Below are 25,402 nucleotides of genomic sequence, written 5' to 3'. Positions count from 1 at the left end.
TTTATCAGAAGTGGAAGTTGGTGCTCAGCAATGCCGTACGGCCCGGCGCCTGATTGGCGAAGTGGGTGGCGAAGGCCTTGTCGTAGTAGGTCACGTCGGTCAGGTTCTGCAGGTTCAGTTGCAGGTCGACGTTTTTGGTCAACTTGTAGCTCGCCATCGCGTCGTAACGAACGTAGGAATTGACCATGGTGGTGTTGGCCACGCTGCCGAACACGTCATCGACATAGAACGCGCCGCCACCCAAGGTCAGCTTCGGCGTGACGTTGTAAGTCGACCACAGGCTGGCGCTGTTTTTCGGGGTGTTAGGCAATTGGTTGCCATCGGTGGCGTGGTTCAGCGGGCCGCCATCGACTTGCTCGCTGTCCATGTAGGCGTAGCCGGCGAAGACTTGCCATTGGTCGGTGATCTTGCCGCTGGCCGACAGCTCGATCCCTTGAACGCGGGTTTTGCCGACGTTTGCGTAGGAAGTGGTATCAACCTGAACGCGAGCGTTCTCTTTCTCGGTACGGAACACGGCGGCGGTCAACGACAGGCGATCGTTGAGCAGGTCCCATTTGGTGCCGACTTCGTAGTTCTTGGTGGTTTCCGGCTCCATGTCGCTGCTCAGCAGATTGCCGTTGCGATCCGTGGTGCCCGATAGCGGGTTGCCGTCCATGCCTTCGCCCAGGGTGTTACCCGGTGGTGTGGCGGAGGTGGCATAAGAGGCATAGATGCTGCCGTTTTCAGCCGGTTTGTAAACGACGCCCAGCTGACCGGTGACGAACTCGCTGGTGTCAGCGCCTTTGGCAGTGGTAGCACCGGCTGCGGTGAAGGTCTTGTATTGGGTGTCGAAGTGATCGTAACGCAGGCCCATGTTCACCAGCCATTGCGGCGACAGTTCCAGGGTGTCGAACACGTACAGGGCACGGGTGTTGGCGGTGGTGTCGGTGCCCGCGTAGTTACGCGAAATCGCCCCGTTCCACGGATCGTTCGGGTTTGGGTTGGCCAGCGAGGTGCAGTTGTAGCCGCTGGACGCGCCGATCATCGATGGCGTGCAATTGGTGCTCGATGTCGCCGGCGATCCTGGCGTGGTATCGGTGTTCACGTTGTACGAGGATTTTTCGCCTTCTTCACGGGTGAATTCGACACCGGTGGAGAAGCTGTTCTTGAAGCCGGCGATGTAGAAATTGCCAAACAGATCGGTCTGGTTGGTGGTGGTCGCCACGTTGCTGACACGGGTGTTGGCACGACGCCAGACGCTGCCGTTGTTCACGTTGCCCTTGCTGTCGTCCGGCTGGGTCAGGATGTAATCCTGCATGCTGGTGCCGTGGCGCAGGGTGTTCTTGATGGTCAGCGCATCGCTCAAGTCGTGCTCGATGGCGAAGGTTGCAGTGTCGGTACGGGTTTTGCGGAAGTCGCGGTCGGTCAAGCCATAGAAGTTGCTGCTGTCGCCGCCAGCGTAAGGCTTGTCCGGGTTGCTCTTGGTGCGATCAGCGGTCTTGCCCGAAGCCGGTACGGTGTACGGAATACCCGAATCCGGCAAGTCGTTGCTTTGCAGATGATAGTAGTCGAGGTTGACGCGGGTGTCGGTGCCCAGGCCGAAGGCCAGCGACGGCGCGATGCCCCAACGGTCGTAGTCGATTTTGTCGCGGCCGGCGACGTTGCTTTCGTGGCTCAACAGGTTCAGGCGGCCAGCGGCGGTATCGCTGAACTGGTAGTTGCTGTCCAGGGTGTAGCGCTGGGTCTGGTCCGAGCCCCAGGTGAAACCGCCATTGAACGAGTCGCCCAGGTGGGCTTTTTTGCTCACCAGGTTGATGCTGCCGCCCGCTGCGCCGCGCCCGCCAATCGCGGAGTTCGGGCCTTTGCTGACTTCGATCGACTCAACGGCGAAGATTTCACGGCTCTGGGAGCCGGTGTCACGCACGCCATCCAGGTAGGTGTCGCCCTGAGCGTCGAAACCACGAATGAACGGGCGGTCGCCCTGCGGGTTGCCGCCTTCACCGGCACCGAAAGTGATGCCAGGGACGGTGCGCAGCGCATCCTGCATGTTGAGGGCGCCAGTGTCCTTGAGGACCTGCTGTGGAATCACGGTCACCGAACGCGGGGTATCAATCAGCGGCGCGGTGTACTTGGGCGAAGAGGCTTTTTCGACCTGATAGGAGGTGGAGTCCTGGGCTTCACCGGTGACACTGGTGGCATCCAGGGCAATCGCATTGCGCGGCGCTTTTTCGTCGGTCTTTTCTGCCGCGTATGCCATGTGCGCTGCAGAGCTGGCAGTGATCGCCACGCCAATTGCAGAAGCGAGTAGACGCGGTGAGCTGACCGGTGATTGTGGAAGTTGGCGTGACATTGTGAATTCCCCTCCCCAGGGTTTTGAGGCGGCGGAATATAGGCTAAACAGGTATTTGTATCAATTGCGATATATTGCTATTTGCATTGAATTTACATTCTTTACAGTTTTTTCTTACGAGGTTTGCGGACTCATCCGTCAGAGCGATTTTACATAGTCAATAAGAATCAATACCATTGGCATCCCTTTGCCCCCAGGTATCGCCCCATGCTGCTGCATATTCCCGGCTTGTTCTCCCGCGAAGAGGTGCAGCGTATTCGCAAGGCTCTGGAGCAGGCTGACTGGGCGGACGGCAAGATCACCGCAGGCTTTCAGTCGGCCAAGGCCAAGCACAACCTGCAACTGCCGGAAGCTCACCCGCTGGCCCAGGAAATCGGCGCGGCGATGCTTGAGCGGTTATGGAAACATCCGCGATTCATGTCAGCGGCGTTACCGCACAAAGTCTTTCCGCCACTGCTCAACTGCTACACGGCGGGGGGCAGCTTCGACTTTCATATCGACAACGCCGTGCGTCAGCCCAAGGGCAGCATCGAGCGCGTTCGCACCGACCTGTCATCGACGTTGTTCTTCAGCGACCCGGACGAGTACGACGGTGGCGAGCTGGAAATCCAGGACACCTTTGGCACCCAGCGAGTGAAGCTGCCGGCCGGTGACCTGGTGCTCTATCCGGGCACCAGCCTGCACAAGGTCAACGCAGTGACTCGTGGTGCACGGTATGCCTCATTCTTCTGGACCCAAAGCCTGGTTCGAGAAGACAGCCAGCGCGCCTTGCTGTTCGAGATGGACGAGGCGATCCAGCAACTGACCCGAGACATGCCGGATCACCCGTCGCTGATCCGCCTGACCGGCACTTATCACAACCTGTTGCGTCGCTGGGTCGAGGTGTAACCGTGAGCTATCGACTGCACCGTGAGGAAGTCCTCGACGGCAATCAACTCAGCGCAATGCTTGCCGAAAGCCCGGCCCGTGCCGCCCAGGCAATCCTGATCGCTGCCAAGACCGGGGTCCTCGACGGCCAGGCCTTGCTCGGTCAAATCCTGCTCGAAGGGCAGGGCATCGCCAAGGATCAGGCGTTGGCCCTGCGCTGGTTCGAGATCGCCGCCAACGGCGGGCATCTGATGGCGCGCAACATGCTCGGCCGCTGTCATGAACATGGCTGGGGCTGTAATGCCGATGCCACGATTGCTGCGGGGCATTATCGCTGCGCCGCCGATGCCGGGCTGGACTGGGCGATGTACAACTACGCCAACCTGCTGGCCACTGGACGTGGTGTGATCGAGGATCAGGCGCAAGCCCTGAATCTTTATCGCCGCGCCGCTGAACTGGGCCACGCCAAGTCGATGAACCTGCTGGGGAGCTATCTGGAAGAGGGGCGATTCTGCCCGGCGGATCCTCTGGCCGCAGTGGATTGGTATCGACGTTCGGCAGAGGGCGGGGACTTTCGGGGGCAGTTCAGTTATGCGGCGGTACTGGCCGACCAGGGGCAGATCGAGGCCGCGCTGAGCTGGCTGCACGAGGCGTTGGCGGGTGGGAATTTGAAGTTCTTGAAAGTGGCAGGCACGGCGCTGTTGAGTGCGAGCGATCCACAAATCCGGGCATTGGCCACGGATTATCAGCGACGGGCGACCGAGTTGACGGATTAAGGTATGGATCGTTCCCACGCTCCGCGTGGTAACGCAGCCCGTGACGCTCTGCGTCACATTGGACGCAGAGCGTCCATGGAGGCATTCCCACGCGGAGCGTGGGAACGATCATTCAGACACAAAAAAGCCCATGACGAGTCATGGGCTTTTTGCTTACAGCGATCTGCGTTTAAACGTAGAACGACTTCAACGGCGGGAAGCCATTGAACTCAACGGCGCTGTAGCTGGTGGTATACGCGCCGGTGGACAGCCAGTACAGGCGGTCACCGATGGCCAGGTTCAGTGGCAGGCCGTACTTGTAGTTCTCGTACATGATGTCGGCGCTGTCGCACGTCGGGCCGGCGATGACCACTTCTTCCATCTCGCCTTTCTTCTCGGTCCAGATCGGGAACTTGATGGCTTCGTCCATGGTTTCGATCAGACCGGAGAATTTGCCCACGTCGGTGTATACCCAACGCTCGACGGCGGTGCGCGATTTTCGTGCGACCAACACCACTTCGCTGACCAGGATGCCGGCGTTGGCGATCAGCGAACGGCCTGGCTCAAGGATGATTTCCGGCAGGTCGTCACCGAAGTCTTCCTTGAGGAAACGAATGATTTCTTCGGCGTAGGTTTCCAGGCTGTTGGTACGGGTGATGTAGTTGGCCGGGAAGCCGCCACCCATGTTGATCAGCTTGAGGTGGATGCCGTCTTCTTCTTTCAAGCGCTCGAAGATCACTTTGACCTTGGCGATTGCCGCATCCCAGACGCTGATGTCGCGCTGCTGCGAGCCGACGTGGAAGGAGATGCCGTAAGGCACCAGGCCCAGGTCGCGGGCGAGGATCAGCAGGTCCATGGCCATGTCGGTCTGGCAGCCGAATTTGCGCGACAAAGGCCAGTCAGCGGTGGTCGAGCCTTCGGTCAGGATACGCACATAGACTTTCGAACCCGGTGCAGCCTTGGCGATGTTGCGCAGGTCGGCTTCGGAGTCGGTGGCATACAGACGCACGCCCTTCTCGTAGAAGTAGCGAATGTCCTTGGATTTCTTGATGGTGTTGCCGTAGCTGATGCGGTCCGGGGTGACACCGCGGCCCAGCACTTTGTCCAGCTCGTAGATCGAGGCGATGTCGAAGCTCGAGCCTTTTTCTTTGAGCAGGTCGATGATCTCGACGGCCGGGTTGGCCTTGACCGCGTAGTAAACCTTGGCAAATTCGAAACCGGCACGCAGGTCGTCATAGGCCTGGGCAATCATCGCCGTATCGATGACCACGAACGGGGTTTCTTGTTTGTCCGCGAAGGCCTTCATTTTCTGAAAGGTTTCGCGCGCGAAATAGTCTTCGACCTGAATCGACATACCTGGGAGCTCCTACTGGCAAACAGCGTAAATAAATGGGTGCAAATGAACGTCCTCCGTATCCCCACTTTGGTTCGCCTACTTCCCAAGGCATGTCGCCGAAAGCAAAAAGGCCATGGGAAATGGTGCTTCCCTTGGCCTTGCTGTCTCGTCGTCAGTACTTGAGCCGGATGGATCGTTTCCAGCATGGACGTTCGGCGCGAACTTTAGGGCGTGAGGGCGTTGAGATCAACAAAAAATGTCGCGTTTTTACACGCATCCGTCGTGCGGTCCCGCTCAGTCACTTGTGTAACCGACCCGGATGACAGGTTGATGTTTCCCGACAGGGGCATTTTGAGGGGCTTTGAAAGGCTTTTGTGGCGAGGGGGCTTGTCGGAACGCCGCACCGCCCTGTTCGGCTGCGTAGCAGTCGTAAACCTGCGACCTTGATGTACCTGAAACTACTCGGTTGCCGGTATCAGGACCGCTACGCGGTCCAACGGGGCGGTGCGGCGTTCCGACAAGCCCCCTCGCCACAGAAGCGCACACACCACAGGGGCCAGTCAGGCCAATTCAGTTTCGGCAGGCGAAACAATGCTGGTCCTGCCACCCCGCGAGCGCCCGGAGCTCAGGTACTCGGCAATCGACTCCTGCGTCACTTCACCGAGCAATACCCGCTCGGCGTCCATCACCGGCAGCCACGAGCGGTTGAACTCGTACATGCGCGACAACAGGATTCGCAGGTGCTCGTTATAGGCTGCCGTGGCGTTGAACTCGAGCAGGTATTGCACGCAGGAGCCGGTCTGACGGTACAGATCGCGGCGGCGCACCTAACCCAAGGCCTTGTTGTCGGTGCAGGTGACCACCACATAACGACGGTCGAGTTCGTCCATCAACAGCAGCGGGGCGTCGGCGGCGAGGGCGCGGCATTGCTGTTTATCCCAGCCGAGCAGGCGCGCAACGATGGTGATGTTTTCCTCGATGGTTATGTTCGGGGACAGACCGATCTGCTGGATCACATAACCGATGTTGCGGCGCAGGGTGACGGCGTCGAGGTCGGTGGTGTCTTCGCCGTTGATCAGGATTTTTCCACCCCGGTCGCCTCACATCCCGTAGCAGCCTCGCGGGCTCGGCAGCTGCTACAGGGCGAATGGTGGTCCGTAGATGTCGTTTTGAGCTATACTCGCCGCCCTTTTTTGAATCACCTGCCAGGCGATTTCCCATGACCAAACAGGCCGCCGAAGTCGCGAAACGCCGCACTTTCGCCATTATTTCCCACCCCGATGCGGGTAAGACCACCATCACCGAGAAGCTCTTGCTGATGGGCAAGGCGATTGCGGTTGCCGGTACGGTGAAGTCTCGTAAATCCGACCGCCATGCCACCTCCGACTGGATGGAAATGGAAAAGCAGCGTGGTATTTCCATTACCACGTCGGTCATGCAGTTCCCGTATCGCGATCACATGATCAACCTGCTCGACACCCCGGGCCACGAAGATTTCTCCGAAGACACCTACCGCACCCTGACGGCGGTCGACTCGGCATTGATGGTCCTCGACGGCGGTAAGGGTGTAGAGCCACGGACCATCGCCCTGATGGACGTTTGCCGTCTGCGTGACACGCCGATCGTCAGCTTCATCAACAAACTCGACCGTGACATCCGCGACCCGATCGAACTGCTCGACGAAATCGAAGCCGTCCTGAAGATCAAGGCTGCGCCGATCACCTGGCCGATCGGTTGCTACCGCGATTTCAAAGGCGTCTATCACCTCGCCGACGACTACATCATCGTCTACACCGCGGGCCACGGCCACGAGCGGACCGAGGTGAAAATCATCGAGAAGCTCGATTCCGATGAAGCCCGCGCGCATTTGGGTGACGAGTACGAGCGCTTCATCGAACAGCTGGAACTGGTGCAAGGTGCCTGCCACGAATTCAATCAACAGGAATTCATGGACGGCCAACTGACGCCAGTGTTCTTCGGTACGGCGCTGGGCAACTTCGGGGTCGATCATGTGCTCGACGCCGTGGTCAACTGGGCGCCGAAACCGCTGGCCCGTGTCGCCAACGAGCGTACCGTGGAGCCGGTGGAAGAGAAGTTCAGCGGCTTCGTGTTCAAGATCCAGGCGAACATGGACCCGAAACACCGCGACCGCATTGCCTTCATGCGTATCTGCTCCGGCAAGTACGAAAAGGGCATGAAGATGCGCCACGTGCGTACCGGCAAAGATGTTCGGATCGGCGACGCGCTGACCTTCTTCTCCTCCGAGCGTGAGCAGCTGGAAGAAGCGTTTGCCGGCGACATCATCGGTCTGCACAACCACGGCACCATCCAGATCGGCGACACCTTCACCGAAGGCGAAACCCTGGGCTTCACCGGTATCCCGCACTTTGCCCCGGAACTGTTCCGTCGCGTACGCCTGAAGGATCCGCTGAAATCCAAGCAACTTCGCCAGGGCTTGCAGCAACTGGCCGAAGAGGGCGCGACCCAGGTGTTCTTCCCGGAGCGCAGCAACGACATCATCCTCGGCGCCGTCGGTGTGCTGCAGTTCGATGTGGTCGCCAGCCGCCTGAAAGAGGAATACAAGGTCGAATGCGCCTACGAGCCGATCACCGTGTGGTCCGCACGCTGGATCGATTGCAGCGATAAGAAGAAGCTTGAAGAGTTCAGCGTCAAGGCCGTGGAAAACCTCGCCCTCGACGGCGGCGGTCACCTGACCTACCTGGCCCCGACCCGGGTCAACCTGGCGCTGATGGAAGAGCGCTGGCCGGATGTGAAATTCCGAGCGACGCGTGAGCATCATTAATTTGTAGGAGCACGGCTTGCCGGCGATGGCGATTTCGAATTTGCCATCGCGAGCAAGCTTAGCTCCTACAGGCTGATCGGTTGTATACCAAGCCCCGTTGCGCAAGCTGCGGGGCTTTTTATTGGGCAAGTCGCCACCAGTGCCCAGGGGTAATTAAATAGCGATTCGACCTAACAATTATTCCAAACCTGTCTTTTGGCAAAAGGCAATTGGCGACCATCGTTAGTGTCCTATCTGGTCAATCCTGTATATCCAGACTAAATTTCAGACAGCGCTACGCTCGTTGGACATACGATCCGTAGCTACCCGTGATTCACCTACGAAAGGATGGAATCAGCTATGAGCATTTTTCAACGCATGGTTTTACTGATCAAAGTGCTGGTGCTGCTGTCGGTGGGCACTTCGGCAGCGTGGGCGAGCAGCGGTGTGGTGCAGGACCAGGGGTTCTGGGCAGCAAAAAGTGTGCACGGCAGTGGCTTGATGGTTGCCACTGGTGATCAGAGTCAAAGTGACACTAAAGGCGATGAGGACCCATCCTCCGACGATTCCGAAGACGATACCCAGGGTTAAGGCTTAAGGATTCAGACAAAAGAAAACCCCTCCTGCCTGACTGATGCGCAGTCCGACAGGAGGAGGGTTGGTCAACGCGTTCCAAAAAGCGCCCCGAGAGGGCGCTTTTTCATGCCCGGCTTAGACGACGAATTGCTCGGCGTAATGGCAGGCCACCTGGCGGCTGTCGAGCTGGCGCAACGCCGGCTCTTCGGTGCTACACCGCTCGGTTGCATACGGGCAGCGCTTGTGGAAGGCGCAGCCGGACGGCGGGTTCAGCGGGTTCGGCAGTTCGCCAACGATCTTGATTTTCGGCTTGTCCGGATCCGGGTGGATCGTTGGTGTGGCCGACAGCAGAGCCTGGGTGTACGGGTGCAGGGGACGGGTGTAGATGTCTTCTTTCGGGCCCATTTCCACCGGACGGCCGAGGTACATCACCAACACCTGATCGGCGACGTGACGCACCACTGCCAGGTTGTGGGAGATGAACACGTACGCGGTGTTGAACTCTTGCTGCAGGTCCATGAACAGGTTCAGCACCTGGGCCTGGATCGACACGTCCAGCGCCGAGGTCGGTTCGTCCGCGACCAGCACTTTGGGTTGCAGCATCATGGCCCGAGCCAGGGCGATCCGCTGGCGCTGACCACCCGAGAACATGTGCGGATAACGCTGATAGTGCTCAGGACGCAAGCCGACCTGCTTCATCATCGCCTGGACTTTTTCACGGCGTTCGGCCGCGGAAAGTTTGGTGTTGATCAAGAGTGGCTCTGCAAGCTGATCGCCGATTTTCTGCCGTGGGTTCAACGAGGCGTAAGGGCTCTGGAACACCATCTGCACGTCTTTGCGCAGCTGTTTGCGTTCGGCCTTGTTGGCGCCGGTGACTTCTTGCCCGGCGATTTTCAACGAGCCGGAAGACGGCTCTTCGATCAGCGTCAGGGCGCGGGCCAGGGTCGACTTGCCGCAGCCGGATTCGCCAACCACGGCGAGAGTTTTGCCGGCCTCGAGTTCGAACGACACGCCGTTGAGCGCGCGTACCAGCGCGGTGCCTTTGAACAGGCCGCGGGAGACTTCGTAGTGACGGGTCAGGTCACGGGCGGTGAGAACGACGGCCATTACGCCACCTCCTGATTCAAGGGATAGAAGCAGCGGGCGAGGCTGTTGCTTTTCGGGTCCAGGCCTGGACGTTGTTGACGGCAGCTGTCCTGCACGTACGGGCAGCGCGGCGAGAGCAGGCAGCCTTGCGGACGGTCATAACGGCCGGGAACGATACCCGGCAGGGTGGACAGGCGCGAGGAACCCAGGCTGTGCTCGGGAATGGCCTTGAGCAGCGCTTCGCTGTACGGGTGTGCAGGGATGTCGAACAACTGCGGCACTTGACCGACTTCTACCGCTTGGCCGGCATACATCACGCACACGCGCTGGGCGGTTTCGGCTACCACGGCGAGGTCGTGAGTGATCAGCACCAGGCCCATGTTCTGCTCTTTTTGCAGCGCCAGCAGCAGGTCCATGATTTGCGCCTGAATCGTCACGTCCAACGCGGTGGTCGGTTCGTCGGCGATCAGCAGTTTCGGCTCGCCAGCAATCGCCATGGCAATCGCCACACGTTGGCTCATACCGCCGGACAGTTGGTGCGGGTAGGCGTCCATACGGCTCGCGGCACCCGGGATTTCGACTTTTTCCAGCAACTCGATGGCGCGCTTGCGGGCGTCCTTGCTGGACATTTTCAGGTGCAGGCGCAGCACTTCTTCGATCTGAAAGCCGACGGTGTAGCTCGGGTTCAGTGCGGTCATCGGGTCCTGGAAGACCATGGCCAGGTCTTTGCCGACGATTTTCCGACGCTGACGATTGCTGAGCTTGAGCATGTTCTTGCCGTCGAAATTCAGGGCGTCAGCGGTGACGATCCCCGGATGTTCGATCAGGCCCATCAGCGCCATCATGGTCACGGACTTGCCGGACCCCGACTCGCCAACGATGGCCAGGACTTCGCCCTTGTCCACGGAAATGTCGAGACCGTCGACCACCGGAACGGCGTTCTTGTCGCCGAAGCGAACGTTGAGATTCTTGATTTCCAACAGTGACATTTGAATCTCCTCAGGCGGCGTTCTTGAGTTTCGGGTCCAGCGCATCGCGCAGGCCGTCGCCCATCAGGTTGATTGCCAGCACGCTGAGCAAAATGGTCAAGCCAGGCAGGCTGACGACCCACCAGGCGCGTTCGATGTAGTCGCGAGCCGACGCCAGCATGGTGCCCCACTCAGGGGTTGGCGGTTGTACGCCAAGGCCGAGGAAGCCCAGTGCCGCGGCATCGAGAATCGCCGAGGAGAAGCTCAGGGTCGCCTGAACGATCAGCGGCGCCATGCAGTTGGGCAGCACGGTGATGAACATCAGGCGTGGCAGACCGGCACCGGCCAGGCGCGCGGCGGTCACGTAGTCGCGGTTCAGTTCGCCCATTACCGCTGCGCGGGTCAGACGAACGTAGGCCGGCAGGGACACCACGGCGATAGCGATCACAGTGTTGATCAGGCCAGGGCCGAGGATGGCGACGATCGCCACAGCCAGCAGCAAGGACGGCAGGGCCAGCATGATGTCCATCAGACGCATGATGGTCGGGCCCAGCAGGCGCGGGAAGAACCCGGCGAACAGACCCAGCAGGATCCCCGGAATCAGCGACATGACCACCGACGACAAGCCGATCATCAAGGACAGGCGCGAACCATGGATCAGACGCGACAGCAGGTCGCGTCCCAGTTCATCGGTGCCGAGCAGGAATTGCATCTGCCCATTGGCCAGCCAGGCCGGCGGGGTCAGCAGGAAGTCGCGGAACTGCTCGCTCGGGTTATGCGGAGCAACCCATGGGGCAAAAATCGCGCAAAAAATAACCAGCAGCATGAACAACAGGCCGGCGACGGCGCCCTTGTTCTTGGAGAACGCTTGCCAGAACTCTTTGTACGGCGACGGATACAGCAGGCTTTGGTCGACTGCTACGGCGGTAGTTGGAGTACTCATACGTAGGGTCTCAGCGCTGGTGACGGATGCGTGGGTTTGCGAAGCCATAAAGAATATCCACTACAAAGTTGACCAGAATCACCAGGCAGGCGATTAACAGAATTCCGTTTTGCACCACGGGATAGTCCCGGGCGCCAATGGCTTCGATCAGCCATTTGCCGATACCGGGCCACGAGAAGATGGTTTCGGTCAGAACCGCACCGGCCAGCAATGTGCCGACTTGCAGGCCGACCACGGTCAGTACCGGGATCAAGGCGTTGCGCAGGCCGTGAACGAATACCACGCGCGACGGCGACAGGCCTTTGGCCCGGGCGGTACGGATGTAGTCTTCACGCAGGACTTCGAGCATCGAGGAACGGGTCATCCGGGCGATCACCGCCAGCGGGATGGTGCCGAGCACAATGGCCGGAAGAATCAGGTGGTGCAGGGCGTCGAAGAACGCGCCGGTGTCATTGGCCAGCAGGGTGTCGATGAGCATGAAGCCGGTTCTTGGCTCGATGTCGTATAGCAGGTCGATCCGCCCGGACACCGGAGTCAGGCCCAGGGAGACCGAGAAGAACATGATGAGGATCAGGCCCCACCAGAAAATCGGCATCGAATACCCGGCAAGGGAGATGCCCATGACCCCATGGTCGAACAGGGACCCTCGCTTCAAGGCCGCGATCACCCCGGCCAACAGACCGAAAACGCCAGCGAACAGCAGGGCTGCCGAGGACAGTTCCAGGGTTGCCGGGAACAGCGAGGTGAACTCGGTCCATACGCTTTCACGGGTCCGCAGGGATTCACCCAAGTCGCCGTGGGCCAGTTTGCCGATGTAGTCCAGGTATTGGGCATACAACGGCTTGTTCAGACCAAGGCGTTCCATTGCCTGAGCATGCATTTCGGGATCGACCCGACGTTCGCCCATCATGACTTCCACGGGGTCGCCGGGAATCATGCGAATCAACGCGAAAGTCAGCAAGGTGATGCCGAAGAACGTGGGGATCAATAATCCCAATCGGCGGGCAATAAAACTAAACATCTTCTGGTGTACCTCATCAGCCGGTTAGGCGTGCCCGACTTCCCTGGGATCAGGGAGGCCGGGAGTTTCTTATCTACTTCACCTGGGTGGTGGCGAAGTTGTTAGTGGTCAGGGGGCTAATGTGATAACCCTCGACGTTATTGCGCATGGCCGTAAACATTCGGGTGTGCGCCATGCTGATCCATGGCTGGTCCTGATTGAAAATAGCCTGCGCCTGTTCATAGAGCGCTGCGCGTTCGGCCGGGTTTACTTTAGCCCGGGCTTCATCGATCAGCGTCTGGAACTTCTCATTGCACCAGCGGGCGTAGTTTTCGCCGTTTTTGGCGGCCTCGCAACTGAGCATAGGCGTCAGGAAGTTATCCGGGTCGCCGTTATCGCCCGCCCATCCGGCAGACACCATATCGTGTTCACCGTTTTTCGCGCGCTTGAGCATCTCGCCCCATTCCATGACGCGAATGTCGATCTTGATTCCGACCTTGGCCAGGTCGGCCTGCATCATCTGCGCACCGAGCATCGGATTCGGGTTGGTCTGGCCGCTACCGCTACGGGTGAACAGGGTGAACACGGTGCCATCCGGAACACCGGCTTCCTTGAGCAGGGCGCGAGCCTTGTCCAGGTCACGTTTGGGGTTTTTCAGGGTCTTGTTGTAACCCAGCAGGGTCGGTGGGTACGGGTTCACGGCTACCGAGGCATTGCCTTTGCCGAACAGCGCGTTGACGTAGGCTTCCTTGTCGAACGCGATATCGATGGCTTTGCGCACCCGCACGTCGCTCATGTACTTGTGGGTGGTGTTCATGGCGATGTACGAGACGGTCATCGCGTCCAGTTCATCGACATTCAGGTTGGTGTCTTTCCTGATGCTCGGGATGTCATCGGGCTTGGGATACAGCGCGACCTGGCACTCGTTGGCCTTGAGCTTTTGCAGGCGTACGTTGTTGTCGGTGGCGATGGCCAGAATCAGCGCGTCAGCCGGTGGCTTGCCACGGAAGTACTCCGGGTTGGCCTTGAAGCGAACCTGGGCATCCTTGGCGTAACGCTGGAAGATGAACGGGCCGGTACCGACGGGTTTGTTGTTCAGGTCGCCGGTCTTGCCGGCCTTGAGCAACTGGTCGGCGTACTCGGCGGAGTAGATCGAGGAGAAGGCCATGGCGATGTCCGCCAGGAACGGTGCTTCACGGCGGGTCAGGGTGAATTTGACCGTGTTGTCGTCGACCTTCTCGACACTGTTGAGCAGCTCTTTGAAGCCCATGCTTTCAAAGTACGGGAAGCCCACGCTCGACTGGGTGTGCCACGGGTGGTTCGGGTCCAGTTGACGCTGGAAACTCCAGACCACGTCGTCGGCATTCATGTCGCGGGTCGGCTTGAAGTAATCGGTGGTATGAAACTTGACGCCTTTGCGCAGGTGGAACGTGTAGGTCAGACCATCCTCGCTGATGTCCCAGGAGTCGGCCAGTGCCGGAATCACTTCAGTGGTGCCGGGCTTGAAGTCCGCCAGACGGTTGAAGATGGTTTCGGCCACCGCATCGGCTGTGACTGCAGTCGTGTACTGAACCATATCGAAGCCTTCCGGGCTGGCTTCGGTACAGACCACCAAGGGTTTGGCCGAGGCGCCGATAGCGACACTCAGCAACGCAGCGGCGATGGCCGCTCGTAGGGGAAGCATTTTCATCTAGAGCCCTCTGCAATCGGTTGAACAGGAAAAAACCAGACAGCCGACTCATCGTGAGTCAGCCGTTTGGCAGCGCTTTTACAGAATGTTGAACGGGATGGTGGTCACGAGACGGAACTCGTTGAGGCTGCCGTCAGCCTGGTTTTCGCTGGCGCGGTGCGCGGTGTAGGTCGCGCGGATAGCGGTGGCCTTGAGTGGGCCGCTCTGTACGGCGTACGAAGCACCGATGCCGTATTCATAGTGGTGCTCGCCATCCATGTTTTTCACGTCGTAGGCAGTGCCGGTGTAGTGCGTACCGTCGATGCCCCAGCCGCGAGCCTGATAGATGTTGAACTTCAGGCCTGGCACGCCGTATTCAGCCATGTTCAGGCCATAGGCGATCTGGAAGGACTTCTCGTTCGGGCCGTTGAAGTCCGAGAGCAGGGAGTTGGCCAGGTAGATACCGTTGGTTTCGTGCAGGTAGTCGAAGTACTCGTCACCGGCAATTTGCTGGAACGAGAAGCTCAGGCTATGAGCCTGGTGGGTCAGGCCGAACGACAGGGAATAGGCATCGTTGTTGATGTTGCCCATTTCCTTTTTGCCGGTGTCGAGGGTTTTGTAGTAGTTCAGGCCGGTGGTCAGGCCCAGCACCGAGTTATCGCCCAGTTCGTGGCTGGCGCCGAAGTAGTACTGATTCCAGAAGTCTTCGACGTTTGCGACGTACAGGCTGGTTTTCAGGCTTTTGAACGGCTGATAGTTGAGGCCAGCGGTGTTCACGTGATCGGTTTCGGCCTTGTTGTTTGTGTACTCGGTACGGAATTTCGACAGGCTCTCTTCGGTCCGCGGGGATACACGGTCGAAGGAACCCGCATCGAACGACAGATTGTTCAGCTCTTCGCTGTGCAGGCTCACGCCCTCAAAGCTCGAAGGCAACGCACGGTTGCCGATGGTGTCGACAATCGGGGTGCTGAAGTTCTGGCGACCGGCGGTCAGGGTCGTGTTCGATACGCGGAACTTGACGTTGGCCAGACCCAGTTTGCTCCACTGGCCTTGGGCATCGCCGCCTTCTTTGGTCAGGGTACGGTTGTTGCCTGCGCCTGGACGAGAGCCCGGTGCACCGCCGTTGTTGGACGCCAGATCCTTGTGATCACGATCCAGTGCAACGGCGTTGTAGGCAGCCACTTCAGTGCTGACACCGACAGTGCCCTGAGTGAAGCCGGAGTTGTACTTGACGATAGTGCCCTGAACCCAGTTGATACGGCGGTCGGTTGGCGTCGCCACACCGTCTTTACGGTAGGTGAACTTGCCGCCACGTTTCAGTTGTTCGTTGGCGTACCAGTTACGCGTGGTGCCATCGATCTTCTGACCTTCGACAAAGCCTGTTGCAGCGGCTTGTGCGCTGCTGGTGTTGACCGTAACCGGGGTGAATTCCTGGCTTTGGGATTCAGCATAAGCCGTGGCCGTGACGCTGCTGATGGCCAAGGCCAATAATGCGGTGCTGCTCAGTTTCATGGGTGAAGCTCCTTTCTTTCTTTTTTTAATGCCGGTTTTATTGGGTGATCCGGCTATTTGGTTTTGAACTCATTTACGTAACGCAAACGTTTGCATTTGGCGTGTTCGCCGAATTCAGGCAACACCTTCACGTGAGGGCGAAAATCGCCCTCAGGGTTCTGGCTAATCAGTTATTGGTCGATGCTGACAGCCTTGAGCAATTCCTTGGCTTTTTCCGGGTTGTAGGCGGCGTCTTTGATCGTTTCGTCGTAGGACCACTGGGTCGGTGGCATGGCGTTGACCGCCAGTTGACCGGCGCCCTGGTACACGGCCTTGAGGATCCCTTGCTTGTTCACCGCCATGTCCAGCGCCTGGCGTACTTCGAGCTGGTCGAAGGGTTTATGCCGCACGTTGTAGGCGATGTAGCCAAGGTTGAAACCGGGCTTCTCGATCAGTTGCAGCTTGGGGTCGTTTTTCAACGCGTCGACATCGGCCGGGCGTGGGTGCAGGGTGATCTGGCACTCGTTTTTCTTGAGCTTCTGCACACGCACCGACGCATCGGTGTTGATGGCGAAAATCAGTTGGTCGAGCTTGACCCGGCTCGGGTCCCAGTACTGCTTGTTGCCGACGTAACGGATGTTGGAGTCTTTCTGGTAGCTCTTGAACACGAACGGCCCGGTGCCGATCGGCTTCTGGTTGATCTCGCTCGGCTTGCCGGACGCGAGCAACTGGTCGGCGTATTCGGCGGAGAGAATCGAGGCGAAACTCATGGCGATGTTCTGAATGAACGCGGCGTCTACCGAGTTCAAGGTCATGACCACGGTCAACGGCCCGGTTTTCTCGACCTTGGCGATGTTCTTGTTCAGGCTCATCCCGTTGAAGTACGGAAACTCGGTCGGGTAAGCCTTGCGGAATGGATGCTCGGTATCGAGCATGCGATTGAAGGTGAACAACACATCGTCGGCGTTGAAGTCGCGGCTCGGTGTGAAGTACTGGGTGGTGTGAAATTTCACCCCTTCGCGCATGTGGAACGTGTACTTGAGACCATCCTCGGAAATATCCCAACGGGTAGCCAGGCCGGGTACGACACTGGTAGCGCCTTTTTCGAACTCGGCCAGCCGGTTGTACAGCGGTTCGGCGGCGTCGTTGTCGGTCGCAGTGGTGTACTGCGCGGTGTCGAAGCCCGCCGGGCTGCCTTCAGAGCAAAACACCAGGCTGTTATTGGCGGCCTGACTGACTGACGTGGCGGCCAACAGGCCGGTGCCCAGCAATGCGGATAAAACCAAGGTATGGCGCATGGCGCTCCCTCTCTTTTTAGGTGTAACAGTGAGCCGTCGTCCCCTCCGGGGACGCGCAGGTATCACTGAATCAATGCCATGGGTTCAGCAGTTGCCAGCCGCAGCGATAGCACGACCGGACCTCGACGGTAGGGGTCGAAGTTCAGGTGGTAAAGGCGAATGGCCTGAAAAACAGGTAGGAAAAGGCGACACGTCCTAAACCCGCTGCAGTAGTCCGCAGTGGTTTGGGAAGTAGGCGAATTCCAGCTGTTATGGCAGATAGAGCAACGGCGACGTCAAGAACGTCGCCGTTGCAAAACCTTACTTGCTGACGCTGACGCCGTAGAAGGAGTTCAAGCCAAACGGGCTGATCTTGAAGTCCTGCACGTTGTCGCGCATGGGTTGGAACACCGTTGAGTGAGCGATAGGTGTCATTGGAACGGCGTCTTTGAGGACGTGTTGCGCCTGTTTGTACAGTTCGGTGCGCTTGGCCTGATCGGTGGTGCGCTTGGCTTCTTTCACGATGCCGTCAAACTTCTTGTCACACCACTTGGAGAAGTTGTTGCCTTGCAGCGAATCGCAGCCAAACAGCACGTTCAGCCAGTTGTCCGGGTCACCGTTGTCGCCGCTCCAGCCAATCAGCATTGCGCCGTTTTCGCCGCCTTTGGAGCGCTTGATGTACTCGCCCCACTCATAGGTCACGATCTTGGCCTTGATACCGATCTTGGCCCAGTCGGACTGCAGCATTTCAGCCATCAGTTTGGCGTTCGGGTTGTAAGGACGCTGCACCGGCATTGCCCACAGGTTGATCTCGGTGCCTTCCTTGATGCCGGCTTCCTTGAGCAGCTCGCGGGCTTTCTCAGGGTTGTACGGTGCATCCTTGATGGTGGTGTCGTAAGACCACTGGGTTGGGGGCATGGCGTTGACCGCCAGTTGACCCGCACCCTGGTAAACCGAGTCGATGATCTGCTGTTTGTTGACGGCCATGTCCAGCGCCTGGCGCACTTTCAGTTGCGCCATCGGGTTTGGCTGATCGCTGCCCTTGATCTTGTCCATTACGTTGTAGGCGATGTAACCCAGGTTGAAACCAGCCTGGTCAGGCACCTTCAGAGTCTTGTCTTCTTTCAGCGCCTTCAGGTCGGCCGGGCGTGGGAACAGAGTGATCTGGCACTCGTTCTTTTTCAGCTTCTGAATACGCACCGACGGGTCGGTGGTGATGGCGAAGATCAGGTTGTCGATCTTGACGTCGTCAGGCTTCCAGTAGTCCTTGTTCCCGGTGTAGCGGATGTTGGAATCTTTCTGGTAGCTCTTGAACACGAACGGACCAGTGCCGACCGGCTTCTGGTTGATGTCGGCGGCTTTGCCTTCCTTGAGCAACTGGGCAGCGTACTCGGCCGACTGGACCGAAGCGAAGCTCATGGCCATGTTCTGGATGAACGCGGCATCAACTTCCTTGAGGGTGAACTTGACGGTGTGATCGTCGACTTTATCGATCTTGGTGATGTTGGTGTCCATCCCCATGTCGGTGAAGTACGGGAATTCGGTCGGGTACGCCTTACGGAACGGATCATCCTTGTTAATCATGCGATTGAAGGTGAACAGCACGTCGTCGGCGTTGAACTCACGAGTTGGCTTGAAATACGGGGTGGTGTGGAACTTGACGCCTTCACGAAGATGGAAGGTGTAAGTCAGGCCATCCGGGGAAATGTCCCAGCTGGTGGCCAGGCCAGGAACAACGGCGGTGCCGCCACGTTCGAACTGGCTCAAACGGTTGAACATGGTTTCTGCAGAGGCGTCGAAGTCGGTTCCGGTGGTGTACTGACCAGGATCAAAACCGGCCGGGCTCCCTTCGGAGCAAAACACCAGGTTAGTCGCCGCATGGGCGAAAGGTGCGCTAGCTAACAAGCTCGCGCCGACTAAAAACGGAATGACCGCGTGTTTAAGCATGGTGGCCTCATGATTTGTTGTCATTTTTGGAATTAGAGGACGACCTCGTGAGTCGACCTGCGGATACTTATGCAGGGCCCATACCCAATGCAAGATGTCGGGGGGCTACAAGCCTTAAACAGTGGCACGAACGTACCTTAATGTCGCATATGTGTAAAAGTTGACGCATTTGACCGTTTGCGGTCGTTTTCCTTGGTGCAAACTACGCACCATAGAGGTGCAGCCTGGGCGCCTGTCGCACCCGGCGAGAGCGCGGTGTTACTTATTTATACCCACCCCGTAGAACGGAGTGAGGCCGAACGGGCTGATCTTGAAGTCGGAAACTTCCTTGCGCAGAGGCTGAAAAACCGTCGAGTTGGCGATCGGTGTGATAGGCACTTGTTGCTTAAGGATTTTTTGTGCCTGTTGATAAAGCTTGACCCGCTCGTCACGGTCAGTGGAGACCTTGGCCTGCTGAACCAGCTTGTCGTACGCAGGGTCGCACCACTTGGCGTAGTTGCTACCTTTCACGGCGGCGCAGCTGTAGAGCACGCCGAGCCAGTTGTCCGGGTCGCCGTTGTCGCCTGTCCAGCCGTAAATCATTGCGTCGTGTTCGCCGTTCTTGGCGCGTTTGATGTACTCGCCCCACTCATAGCTGACGATATTGGCCTTGATCCCGACCTTGGCCCAGTCCTGCTGAATCATTTGCGCCGACATCCGCGCGTTGGGATTGGAGGCGCGCTGCACGGTCATTGCCCATAAGTCGATGCTGGTGCCTGGCGCAACCCCTGCTTCTTTTAGTAGCGCCTTGGCCTTTGCCGGATCGTGGGGCGCGTCTTTGATGTTCGGGTCATAGGACCATTGCGCTGGAGGCAGGGCGTTTTGCGCCAGCTGGCCGGCGCTTTGGTAGACGGCTTTGATGATCGCCGGCTTATCGATGGCCATGTCCAGCGCCTGACGGACCTTGAGCTGATCCAGCGGTTTGTGAGTCACGTTGTAGGCGAGGAAACCCAGGTTGAAACCGGCTTGCTTGAGCACCCGCAGGTTTGGATCCTGCTGCATGATTTCGATATCGGCCGGGCGCGGATAGCCGCTGACCTGGCACTCACCGGCCTTGAGCTTCTGCAAGCGCACGGAGGCATCCGGGGTGATCGAGAAAATCAGGTTGTCGAGCTTCACATCCTCGGGTTTCCAATACGCCGTGTTGGCGCTGTAACGGATCTGCGAGTCTTTCTGATAACGCTTGAACACAAACGGCCCGGTGCCGATGGGCTTCTGGTTGATGTCCGCGGCTTTGCCATCCTTAAGCAACTGCGCGGCGTATTCGGCGGACTGGACCGAGGCGAAGCTCATGGCCAGGTTTTGCACGAAGGCGGCGTCGACGTTGTTCAGTTTGAAACTGACGGTATGTTCGTCGACTTTATCGATGCTCTTGATCGTCGTGTTCAGGCCCATGTCGGTGAAGTAGGGCGACTCGGACGGGTAAGCCTTGCGAAACGGATTTTCGGGGTCGAGCAGACGCTGAAAAGTGAACAGCGCGTCGTCGGCGTTGAAGTCGCGGGTTGGCTTGAAATAGTCGGTGGTGTGGAATTTCACACCTTCACGCAGGTGGAAGGTGTAGGTCAGACCGTCTTTGGAGACATCCCAGCTTGTTGCCAGGCCCGGTTCCACTTCAGTGCCACCGCGCTTGAACTGCGTGAGACGGTTGAACACGGTTTCGGCCGAAGCATCGAAATCCGTGCCGCTGGTGTACTGGCTCGGGTCGAAACCGGCCGGGCTGGCTTCGGAGCAGTAGACCAGGGTGGTTGCGGCTTGAGCCAGCGGCACGCAGGTGGCCAGTGCCGCCGCCAGCAGGAGCGGTTTGAAGACGATTCTTTCCATGGAGTCCCCTGGGAATAGCCGGGTTGAGCGGCTTAAACGAAAACGCTGGGAATCGAGATTACCGCTGTTGGGGTGTGTGGAGTCAAATTGTAGAAGTTGCCATAGGCTGCTCCTACAGAAAGCGCTGTCAGCCGAGGTTGTTTGTAGGAAGTTTCTGGCAAGTTTTGGCGGTTGCGTTGGTTTTGGAGGGGTATCTAATCTTTGGCCCTCGCTGCGGTTCAGCGATCAGGAGCGGGATCCTGAAAACAAGTAGGGGGCATAGCCTCACCACCATAACGGCAAGTGACGGCTCCATTTAGATCAGGAGCGTATACATGGACAAGATGATTCCAGAGAAAGCCTTCAATAAAACAACACCCATTTCCGACGCCGCGAGTGCCGAAGACCTGCTCAAGGACCGTGCCGCTGTGGATAGAGCTCTTGATTACTACCTGGCGCCACCACTGGACAAGTCCCGACGCCCTGATGCCCAGCCGGTCAATATCTTCACTGTTGCCTGCGACCTCGACACTGAAATGCTCTTGGCCAGCGCCTCCGAGACACTTGCCAGCGCGAACGCCATCGCCTGCGACCTGGCTTTCGATCTCGAAGACTCGCAACGCAGCGTAGTGTTGGGGATTTATAAGATGATCGAATTGAGCAAGCTGTTGGTGGATAAAGCGCTGGATCAGGCGTGCCGGGTCAATCCGTAGCGCGAGGTGATGATCGTTCCCACGTGCGGTTAAGGCATCAACACTTCAATCGCCCCATCGGCCGTCATGCTGACCTGGCTGGTGCCGAGTTCGACTTGCGGAGTGACCATTGCCGAGTCCATACCTGCGGCTATCATCATCGACCCGAAGTATGAGTTGGATGGCATATTGTTATTTTTTTTGGTTTTGACAGATAGGTGTAGACACATTAGGTTTCTAAGAGATGTTTGTCTGATTACGTAGAGTAGCCCGTGAGGGACTGGGATCACGGGCTACCGGTTAAGTTAACTCTAGGGCGAGATGTTAGAGTCCAGCATTTGGACGAAAGATCCACAATGGTATGACAACAAGGAAGTTAATGCGTGGAAGTGGGCCGTCAGAATGTAAATATGAGGTAATGACCACCGTCCCATGCAGATGACGCTCATTGGGGTTCACATAATACAAACCATTACTATCAATCGACCCAGGGCCGTGCTTGACTTGCCACGTCAAACCCTTGATTGGCTGCTCGTTCCTATCGTGGACCTCGAATTGTGCTTTACCTTCTGGTAAGGATGATTGGCCCTGATTAAGGAGTATCGGCGCGTTAACAAGGTTTTGTAGGATTGGCAGATAAGCGGACCCGATTTTCTGGGTCAGACGATTCTTGACCTGTACTTCATCAATTGTTGTGAACAATTCCGACAAACCAGGAGTATGTGGTCCAGGCGTATAGGTCACCCTTCCCCAGGATTCATCTATCGAAGAAAGTGCGCCACTGTCTGGGCCCGGGTCTTTGATGTACGCTTCATATGATGCCCAGCCATCGGTGGCCAACTTGGCGATATCCAATTCTCTCGGGAAACCACCGCCATCCACTAATAAAACATCGGGCCAAACAAGAATGTTCTGGGTTATTACATTTATATATGTCGTATGAGTTTCCTTGGAGCTGGGGTTGGTTTCCGTGACAGCAACAACAGTGAGGGGTGCATCCGTATCGTGAAGAACTGGCGACTTATACTCACCCTTGATAGTAATAGTGCCGGCATTGCCGGTAGGCGGCCTGTCGCGGTAAGGCTGAACGCTCGGGCCCGGAATAGGGGGGCGGTATTCAGGTGGCACATAATCCACTTTCCAAGTCCCGTTAGTGTACTGGGGAGTGATGCTCACCGTTGTGTTCGGGGCGACGGACATTGTGGCTATGTCGCTGCGAAGCTCACGGTCAGGCACTGGAGTGTCAGGCATAGGGATTCCTCAATAGTTAAGCTTAAACAATGAGATGTAGAGTTAAGCGAACGCAACATCAATTCCGATTCGGATTAAGTCGGGAGAGCTATGTTTACTCTTAAATATCGCTATTGAGAACTATCAGAACTACTAGTGTCTGGATTGAATGGTTTGATATATGCTAGCTCTCTGGAGAGCAAGTTTTCCTCGTTTTGTACATTGCAATCGGTTCAGGTAGATCAGGCGCACCGGGTCAATCTGTAGTGCGGTGTGTCAGGTGAGCATTTGTTGAGTGGAAGGCCCGATCGCGAGCAAGTCGGATCGCCGCACCGCCGCTCCCACAGGTTATGTGCCGTACACACAATGTATGGACTGGCTCAGATCCAATAATGAAATGGCTACCCCCGCCGCCCCCTGTGATCGCCCACTAAGCTTTCGCAGGGGGCTCATCGGAGACCGTTGCCATGAACAAAGTAGCTATTGCCGCCATCGATCTGGGAAAACACTCTTTCCATCTACACGCGCAAGATGATCGTGGTCATGAGCTTTACCGCAAAAAGTTTACTCGTGCGGCGCTCATGCAGCACCTGATGAATCTCGAACCCTGCACCGTTGTGATGGAAGCCTGCGGCGGAGCCCACTTCATGGCGCAGGAGGTCGCGAAGCTGGGACATACGCCCAAGCTCATTGCCCCGCATCTCGTACGCCCTTACGTGAAAAGCAACAAAAACGACTTCGCTGATGCCGAGGCGATCTGCGAGGCGGCGACTCGTCCAACAATGCGCTTTGTACACCCCAAAACCCAGGCTCAGCAGCTGCTGGCCATGCTCAACTCGACACGCGATTCGTTCATCAAAGAGCGCACCGCGACCGTCAATCGGATTCACGCAGCGCTTTTGGAGGTCGGCGTCAGTCTGGCCACAGGCTTCAAGCCCATCAAAGAACTGCCCGCTCGGCTTGAAGCGAGTTCAATTCCTGTGCCCATCAAAAAACTTCTGACGAGGTTGCAGGAGCACTTCACCTATCTGGATGGGCAGATCAAGACGCTGGACAAGGAAGTGGAATGCCAGGCCGCCGAAGATGATCTGGCGGCTCGTTTGATGACCATGCCCTGCGTAGGCCCGATCACCTCCAGCGTCCTGGCTGCCGAATTGGGCGATGGCAAGCAGTTCAAATGCGGCCGAGGCTATTCGGCCTCAATCGGGCTGATACCCAAACAGCATTCTACGGGCGGCAAGACCGTCCTGCTGGGCATCAGCAAGCGAGGTGATCGCAACCAGCGGCGCCTGCTTGTCCAATGTGCCCGTGTTTACCTGATGCAACTGGACCGACAGAAAGGCTGGCTGGCGGACTGGGTCCGGCAGCTATTGGCCCACCATCACTCCAACCATGTGGTCTGCGCGCTGGCCAACAAGCTGGCGAGGATCGCCTGGGCGATTGCCGGCCCACCCCCACACCGAATTCGATGCAGGGCCAGCCGCCGATGAACGCCTGACCCCTGCTGTCACCCGAGCACCACCCACCTGGTTTTGCGATGCTGGATAACTGATGACGTGAACGGCCAACCGGCCTGACGACAACCCTGAGCTCCCACACGGGCTGAAAGGCCGTTCGAATAATTAGGAATCGTCGGGCATCGATTCTCATCGAGGCGCGGGGTTGCCACCCCACACAGACGCCCGGATAGATGAAAGCAAGCCAAACACGCATCAAAAACAGTATTGCAGAAAAGGGGTAAACCATAGATGTGGGAGCGAGCTTGCTCGCGATGACGCCGGCACAGTCAACCCCGGCCGGACTGATTCACCGCCTTAAGGCATCAACACTTCAATTGCCCCATCGGCGGTCATGCTGACCTGGCTGGTGCCGGCTTCGACATCCGGTGTCACCGGTGCCGAGTCCATGCCCGCGGCTTTCATCATCATTGGCGCGCGCAGGTAAGGCTGTGGATAGCCGTTGCTGTTGAGGTTCAGGTTGACGATTTTGTAACCCTTGCCGCCCAGTGCATCGGTGGCCAGTTGGGCGCGGGCCTTGAAGGCGGTGACGGCTTCTTTGAGCAGGGCGTCTTCGCTGGCCTTGCGGGTCGGGGTGGCGATGGCGAAGTCCATACCGCCCATTTTCAGGTCGGTCAGCAGTTCGCCGGTGAGCTTGGACAGCGCCGCGAAGTTCGAGCTTTCCAGGCGCAGTTCGGCGCGTTCACGCCAGCCGGTAATTTTCTGACCCTTGGTGTCGTAGATCGGGTAGCTGTTGCGGCTGCCCTGACGCAGGGTGATGTCCTTGACCTGTTTGGCCTGGGCCAGCGCCTTGTTCATGGTGGTGCTGACGTCGGCGGCGAGTTTGGCCGGGTCGGTGTTTTGTTCTTCGGTGTAGAGGGTCACGATCATCAGGTCGCGGGCCACTTCCTGACTGACTTCAGCGCGCAGGGAAATCTGGTTGTAGTGAAGTTCGTCGGCGGCCAATGCCGGCAGGCTGGCGACGGTGCCGGCACTGAGGGCGAGAAGGGCGGCGCTGCGGCGCAATGTGTTCATGAAGTCTCCTTGGATGATGCGCAGGGGTTGTGGTCCGAACCTGCGTGAATCCATCAGACTCTAGCTTTTATTGTCGGGTTCACC

The 25,402-nt window shown here is 58.0% G+C and carries 17 protein-coding genes and 4 pseudogenes; 6 read left to right on the top strand and 15 right to left on the bottom strand.

The features are described 5' to 3' along the window. Window positions 1-4: 4 nt before the first annotated feature. Window positions 5-2,329 (bottom strand): TonB-dependent receptor, encoded by a 2,325-nt coding sequence (locus HK44_RS21780; protein ID WP_019691845.1) that lies wholly within the window; start codon window positions 2,327-2,329, stop codon window positions 5-7. A gap of 207 nt (window positions 2,330-2,536) precedes the next feature. Between HK44_RS21780 and HK44_RS21775 the strand changes: the two genes are divergently transcribed. Then, window positions 2,537-3,217 carry a Fe2+-dependent dioxygenase gene (locus tag HK44_RS21775; RefSeq protein ID WP_019691846.1) on the top strand — a complete coding sequence of 227 codons (681 nt, stop codon included), beginning with the start codon at window positions 2,537-2,539 and terminating at the stop codon, window positions 3,215-3,217. Window positions 3,218-3,219: 2 nt separating this feature from the next. Continuing rightward, window positions 3,220-3,972 carry a tetratricopeptide repeat protein gene (locus HK44_RS21770; protein WP_019691847.1) on the top strand — a complete coding sequence of 251 codons (753 nt, stop codon included), beginning with the start codon at window positions 3,220-3,222 and terminating at the stop codon, window positions 3,970-3,972. 169 nt (window positions 3,973-4,141) lie between these two features. On the opposite strand, the gene HK44_RS21765 is transcribed toward HK44_RS21770, so the two are convergent. Next, window positions 4,142-5,305: a type III PLP-dependent enzyme gene (locus HK44_RS21765; protein WP_019691848.1), complete on the bottom strand. Its 1,164-nt coding sequence runs from the start codon at window positions 5,303-5,305 to the stop codon at window positions 4,142-4,144. 542 nt (window positions 5,306-5,847) lie between these two features. After that, window positions 5,848-6,375, bottom strand: a pseudogene (locus tag HK44_RS21760) (hypothetical protein); the annotation flags it as partial. A 131-nt stretch (window positions 6,376-6,506) separates the two neighbouring features. Here HK44_RS21760 and HK44_RS21755 point away from each other — a divergent pair. After that, complete coding sequence (locus HK44_RS21755) at window positions 6,507-8,090, top strand: peptide chain release factor 3 (protein WP_019691851.1); 1,584 nt, start codon at window positions 6,507-6,509, stop codon at window positions 8,088-8,090. Between the two features lie 327 nt (window positions 8,091-8,417). After that, window positions 8,418-8,660 carry a hypothetical protein gene (locus HK44_RS21750; RefSeq protein ID WP_019691852.1) on the top strand — a complete coding sequence of 81 codons (243 nt, stop codon included), beginning with the start codon at window positions 8,418-8,420 and terminating at the stop codon, window positions 8,658-8,660. A 120-nt stretch (window positions 8,661-8,780) separates the two neighbouring features. On the opposite strand, the gene HK44_RS21745 is transcribed toward HK44_RS21750, so the two are convergent. The 9 genes and pseudogenes from HK44_RS21745 to HK44_RS21705 form a co-directional block, all read right to left on the bottom strand. Further along, window positions 8,781-9,752: a peptide ABC transporter ATP-binding protein gene (locus HK44_RS21745; RefSeq protein ID WP_019691853.1), complete on the bottom strand. Its 972-nt coding sequence runs from the start codon at window positions 9,750-9,752 to the stop codon at window positions 8,781-8,783. After that, entirely contained in the window at window positions 9,752-10,720 is a 969-nt protein-coding gene (locus tag HK44_RS21740) for an ABC transporter ATP-binding protein (RefSeq protein ID WP_019691854.1), read from the bottom strand. Before HK44_RS21740 ends, HK44_RS21745 begins: the two co-directional genes overlap by 1 nt. 10 nt (window positions 10,721-10,730) lie before the next feature. Then, window positions 10,731-11,642 carry an ABC transporter permease subunit gene (locus tag HK44_RS21735; protein WP_019691855.1) on the bottom strand — a complete coding sequence of 304 codons (912 nt, stop codon included), beginning with the start codon at window positions 11,640-11,642 and terminating at the stop codon, window positions 10,731-10,733. Window positions 11,643-11,652: 10 nt separating this feature from the next. Next, on the bottom strand, window positions 11,653-12,663 hold the full coding sequence (locus tag HK44_RS21730) for an ABC transporter permease subunit (RefSeq protein ID WP_019691856.1): 1,011 nt from the start codon (window positions 12,661-12,663) through the stop codon (window positions 11,653-11,655). A 73-nt stretch (window positions 12,664-12,736) separates the two neighbouring features. Next, a complete protein-coding gene (locus HK44_RS21725) occupies window positions 12,737-14,332 on the bottom strand; it encodes an ABC transporter substrate-binding protein (RefSeq protein WP_019691857.1) in 1,596 nt (531 codons plus the stop codon). A 78-nt stretch (window positions 14,333-14,410) separates the two neighbouring features. Further along, complete coding sequence (locus tag HK44_RS21720) at window positions 14,411-15,823, bottom strand: OprD family porin (protein ID WP_019691858.1); 1,413 nt, start codon at window positions 15,821-15,823, stop codon at window positions 14,411-14,413. Window positions 15,824-15,996: 173 nt separating this feature from the next. After that, window positions 15,997-17,100, bottom strand: a pseudogene (locus HK44_RS21715) (ABC transporter substrate-binding protein); the annotation flags it as partial. A gap of 300 nt (window positions 17,101-17,400) precedes the next feature. Then, window positions 17,401-19,026, bottom strand: coding sequence for an ABC transporter substrate-binding protein (locus HK44_RS21710; protein ID WP_019691860.1), 1,626 nt, complete (start codon window positions 19,024-19,026; stop codon window positions 17,401-17,403). Between the two features lie 258 nt (window positions 19,027-19,284). Next, on the bottom strand, window positions 19,285-20,886 hold the full coding sequence (locus HK44_RS21705; protein WP_019691861.1) for an ABC transporter substrate-binding protein: 1,602 nt from the start codon (window positions 20,884-20,886) through the stop codon (window positions 19,285-19,287). A 314-nt stretch (window positions 20,887-21,200) separates the two neighbouring features. Here HK44_RS21705 and HK44_RS21700 point away from each other — a divergent pair, with 314 nt between their 5' ends. After that, entirely contained in the window at window positions 21,201-21,578 is a 378-nt protein-coding gene (locus HK44_RS21700) for a DUF6124 family protein (RefSeq protein WP_019691862.1), read from the top strand. A 29-nt stretch (window positions 21,579-21,607) separates the two neighbouring features. On the opposite strand, the pseudogene HK44_RS21695 reads toward HK44_RS21700, so the two are convergent. Beyond that, window positions 21,608-21,718 (bottom strand): annotated as a pseudogene (locus HK44_RS21695) (SIMPL domain-containing protein); the annotation flags it as partial. 163 nt (window positions 21,719-21,881) lie between these two features. After that, window positions 21,882-22,808 (bottom strand): hypothetical protein, encoded by a 927-nt coding sequence (locus HK44_RS21690; protein WP_019691863.1) that lies wholly within the window; start codon window positions 22,806-22,808, stop codon window positions 21,882-21,884. Between the two features lie 446 nt (window positions 22,809-23,254). Between HK44_RS21690 and HK44_RS21685 the strand changes: the two are divergent. Then, window positions 23,255-24,335, top strand: a pseudogene (locus HK44_RS21685) (IS110 family transposase). Between the two features lie 266 nt (window positions 24,336-24,601). Here HK44_RS21685 and HK44_RS21680 read toward each other — a convergent pair. Then, a complete protein-coding gene (locus HK44_RS21680) occupies window positions 24,602-25,318 on the bottom strand; it encodes an SIMPL domain-containing protein (RefSeq protein WP_019691864.1) in 717 nt (238 codons plus the stop codon). Window positions 25,319-25,402 lie beyond the last annotated feature (84 nt).

It is taken from the genome of Pseudomonas fluorescens HK44 (genome assembly GCF_000217955.3).
Taxonomy (GTDB): domain Bacteria; phylum Pseudomonadota; class Gammaproteobacteria; order Pseudomonadales; family Pseudomonadaceae; genus Aquipseudomonas; species Aquipseudomonas fluorescens_AQ.
Note: the sequence above shows the minus strand (reverse complement) of the source record. Positions and strands in the feature narration are given on the sequence as shown.

Excerpts from the sequence above, each read along its gene's own strand:
- HK44_RS21780 (WP_019691845.1), bottom strand. The coding sequence starts at position 2,329 with ATGTCACGCCAACTTCCACAATCACCGGTCAGCTCACCGCGTCTACTC.
- HK44_RS21775 (WP_019691846.1), top strand. The coding sequence starts at position 2,537 with ATGCTGCTGCATATTCCCGGCTTGTTCTCCCGCGAAGAGGTGCAGCGT.
- HK44_RS21765 (WP_019691848.1), bottom strand. The coding sequence starts at position 5,305 with ATGTCGATTCAGGTCGAAGACTATTTCGCGCGCGAAACCTTTCAGAAA.
- HK44_RS21755 (WP_019691851.1), top strand. The coding sequence starts at position 6,507 with ATGACCAAACAGGCCGCCGAAGTCGCGAAACGCCGCACTTTCGCCATT.
- HK44_RS21750 (WP_019691852.1), top strand. The coding sequence starts at position 8,418 with ATGGAATCAGCTATGAGCATTTTTCAACGCATGGTTTTACTGATCAAA.
- HK44_RS21745 (WP_019691853.1), bottom strand. The coding sequence starts at position 9,752 with ATGGCCGTCGTTCTCACCGCCCGTGACCTGACCCGTCACTACGAAGTC.
- HK44_RS21740 (WP_019691854.1), bottom strand. The coding sequence starts at position 10,720 with ATGTCACTGTTGGAAATCAAGAATCTCAACGTTCGCTTCGGCGACAAG.
- HK44_RS21735 (WP_019691855.1), bottom strand. The coding sequence starts at position 11,642 with ATGAGTACTCCAACTACCGCCGTAGCAGTCGACCAAAGCCTGCTGTAT.
- HK44_RS21730 (WP_019691856.1), bottom strand. The coding sequence starts at position 12,663 with ATGTTTAGTTTTATTGCCCGCCGATTGGGATTATTGATCCCCACGTTC.
- HK44_RS21725 (WP_019691857.1), bottom strand. The coding sequence starts at position 14,332 with ATGAAAATGCTTCCCCTACGAGCGGCCATCGCCGCTGCGTTGCTGAGT.
- HK44_RS21720 (WP_019691858.1), bottom strand. The coding sequence starts at position 15,823 with ATGAAACTGAGCAGCACCGCATTATTGGCCTTGGCCATCAGCAGCGTC.
- HK44_RS21710 (WP_019691860.1), bottom strand. The coding sequence starts at position 19,026 with ATGCTTAAACACGCGGTCATTCCGTTTTTAGTCGGCGCGAGCTTGTTA.
- HK44_RS21705 (WP_019691861.1), bottom strand. The coding sequence starts at position 20,886 with ATGGAAAGAATCGTCTTCAAACCGCTCCTGCTGGCGGCGGCACTGGCC.
- HK44_RS21700 (WP_019691862.1), top strand. The coding sequence starts at position 21,201 with ATGGACAAGATGATTCCAGAGAAAGCCTTCAATAAAACAACACCCATT.
- HK44_RS21690 (WP_019691863.1), bottom strand. The coding sequence starts at position 22,808 with ATGCCTGACACTCCAGTGCCTGACCGTGAGCTTCGCAGCGACATAGCC.
- HK44_RS21680 (WP_019691864.1), bottom strand. The coding sequence starts at position 25,318 with ATGAACACATTGCGCCGCAGCGCCGCCCTTCTCGCCCTCAGTGCCGGC.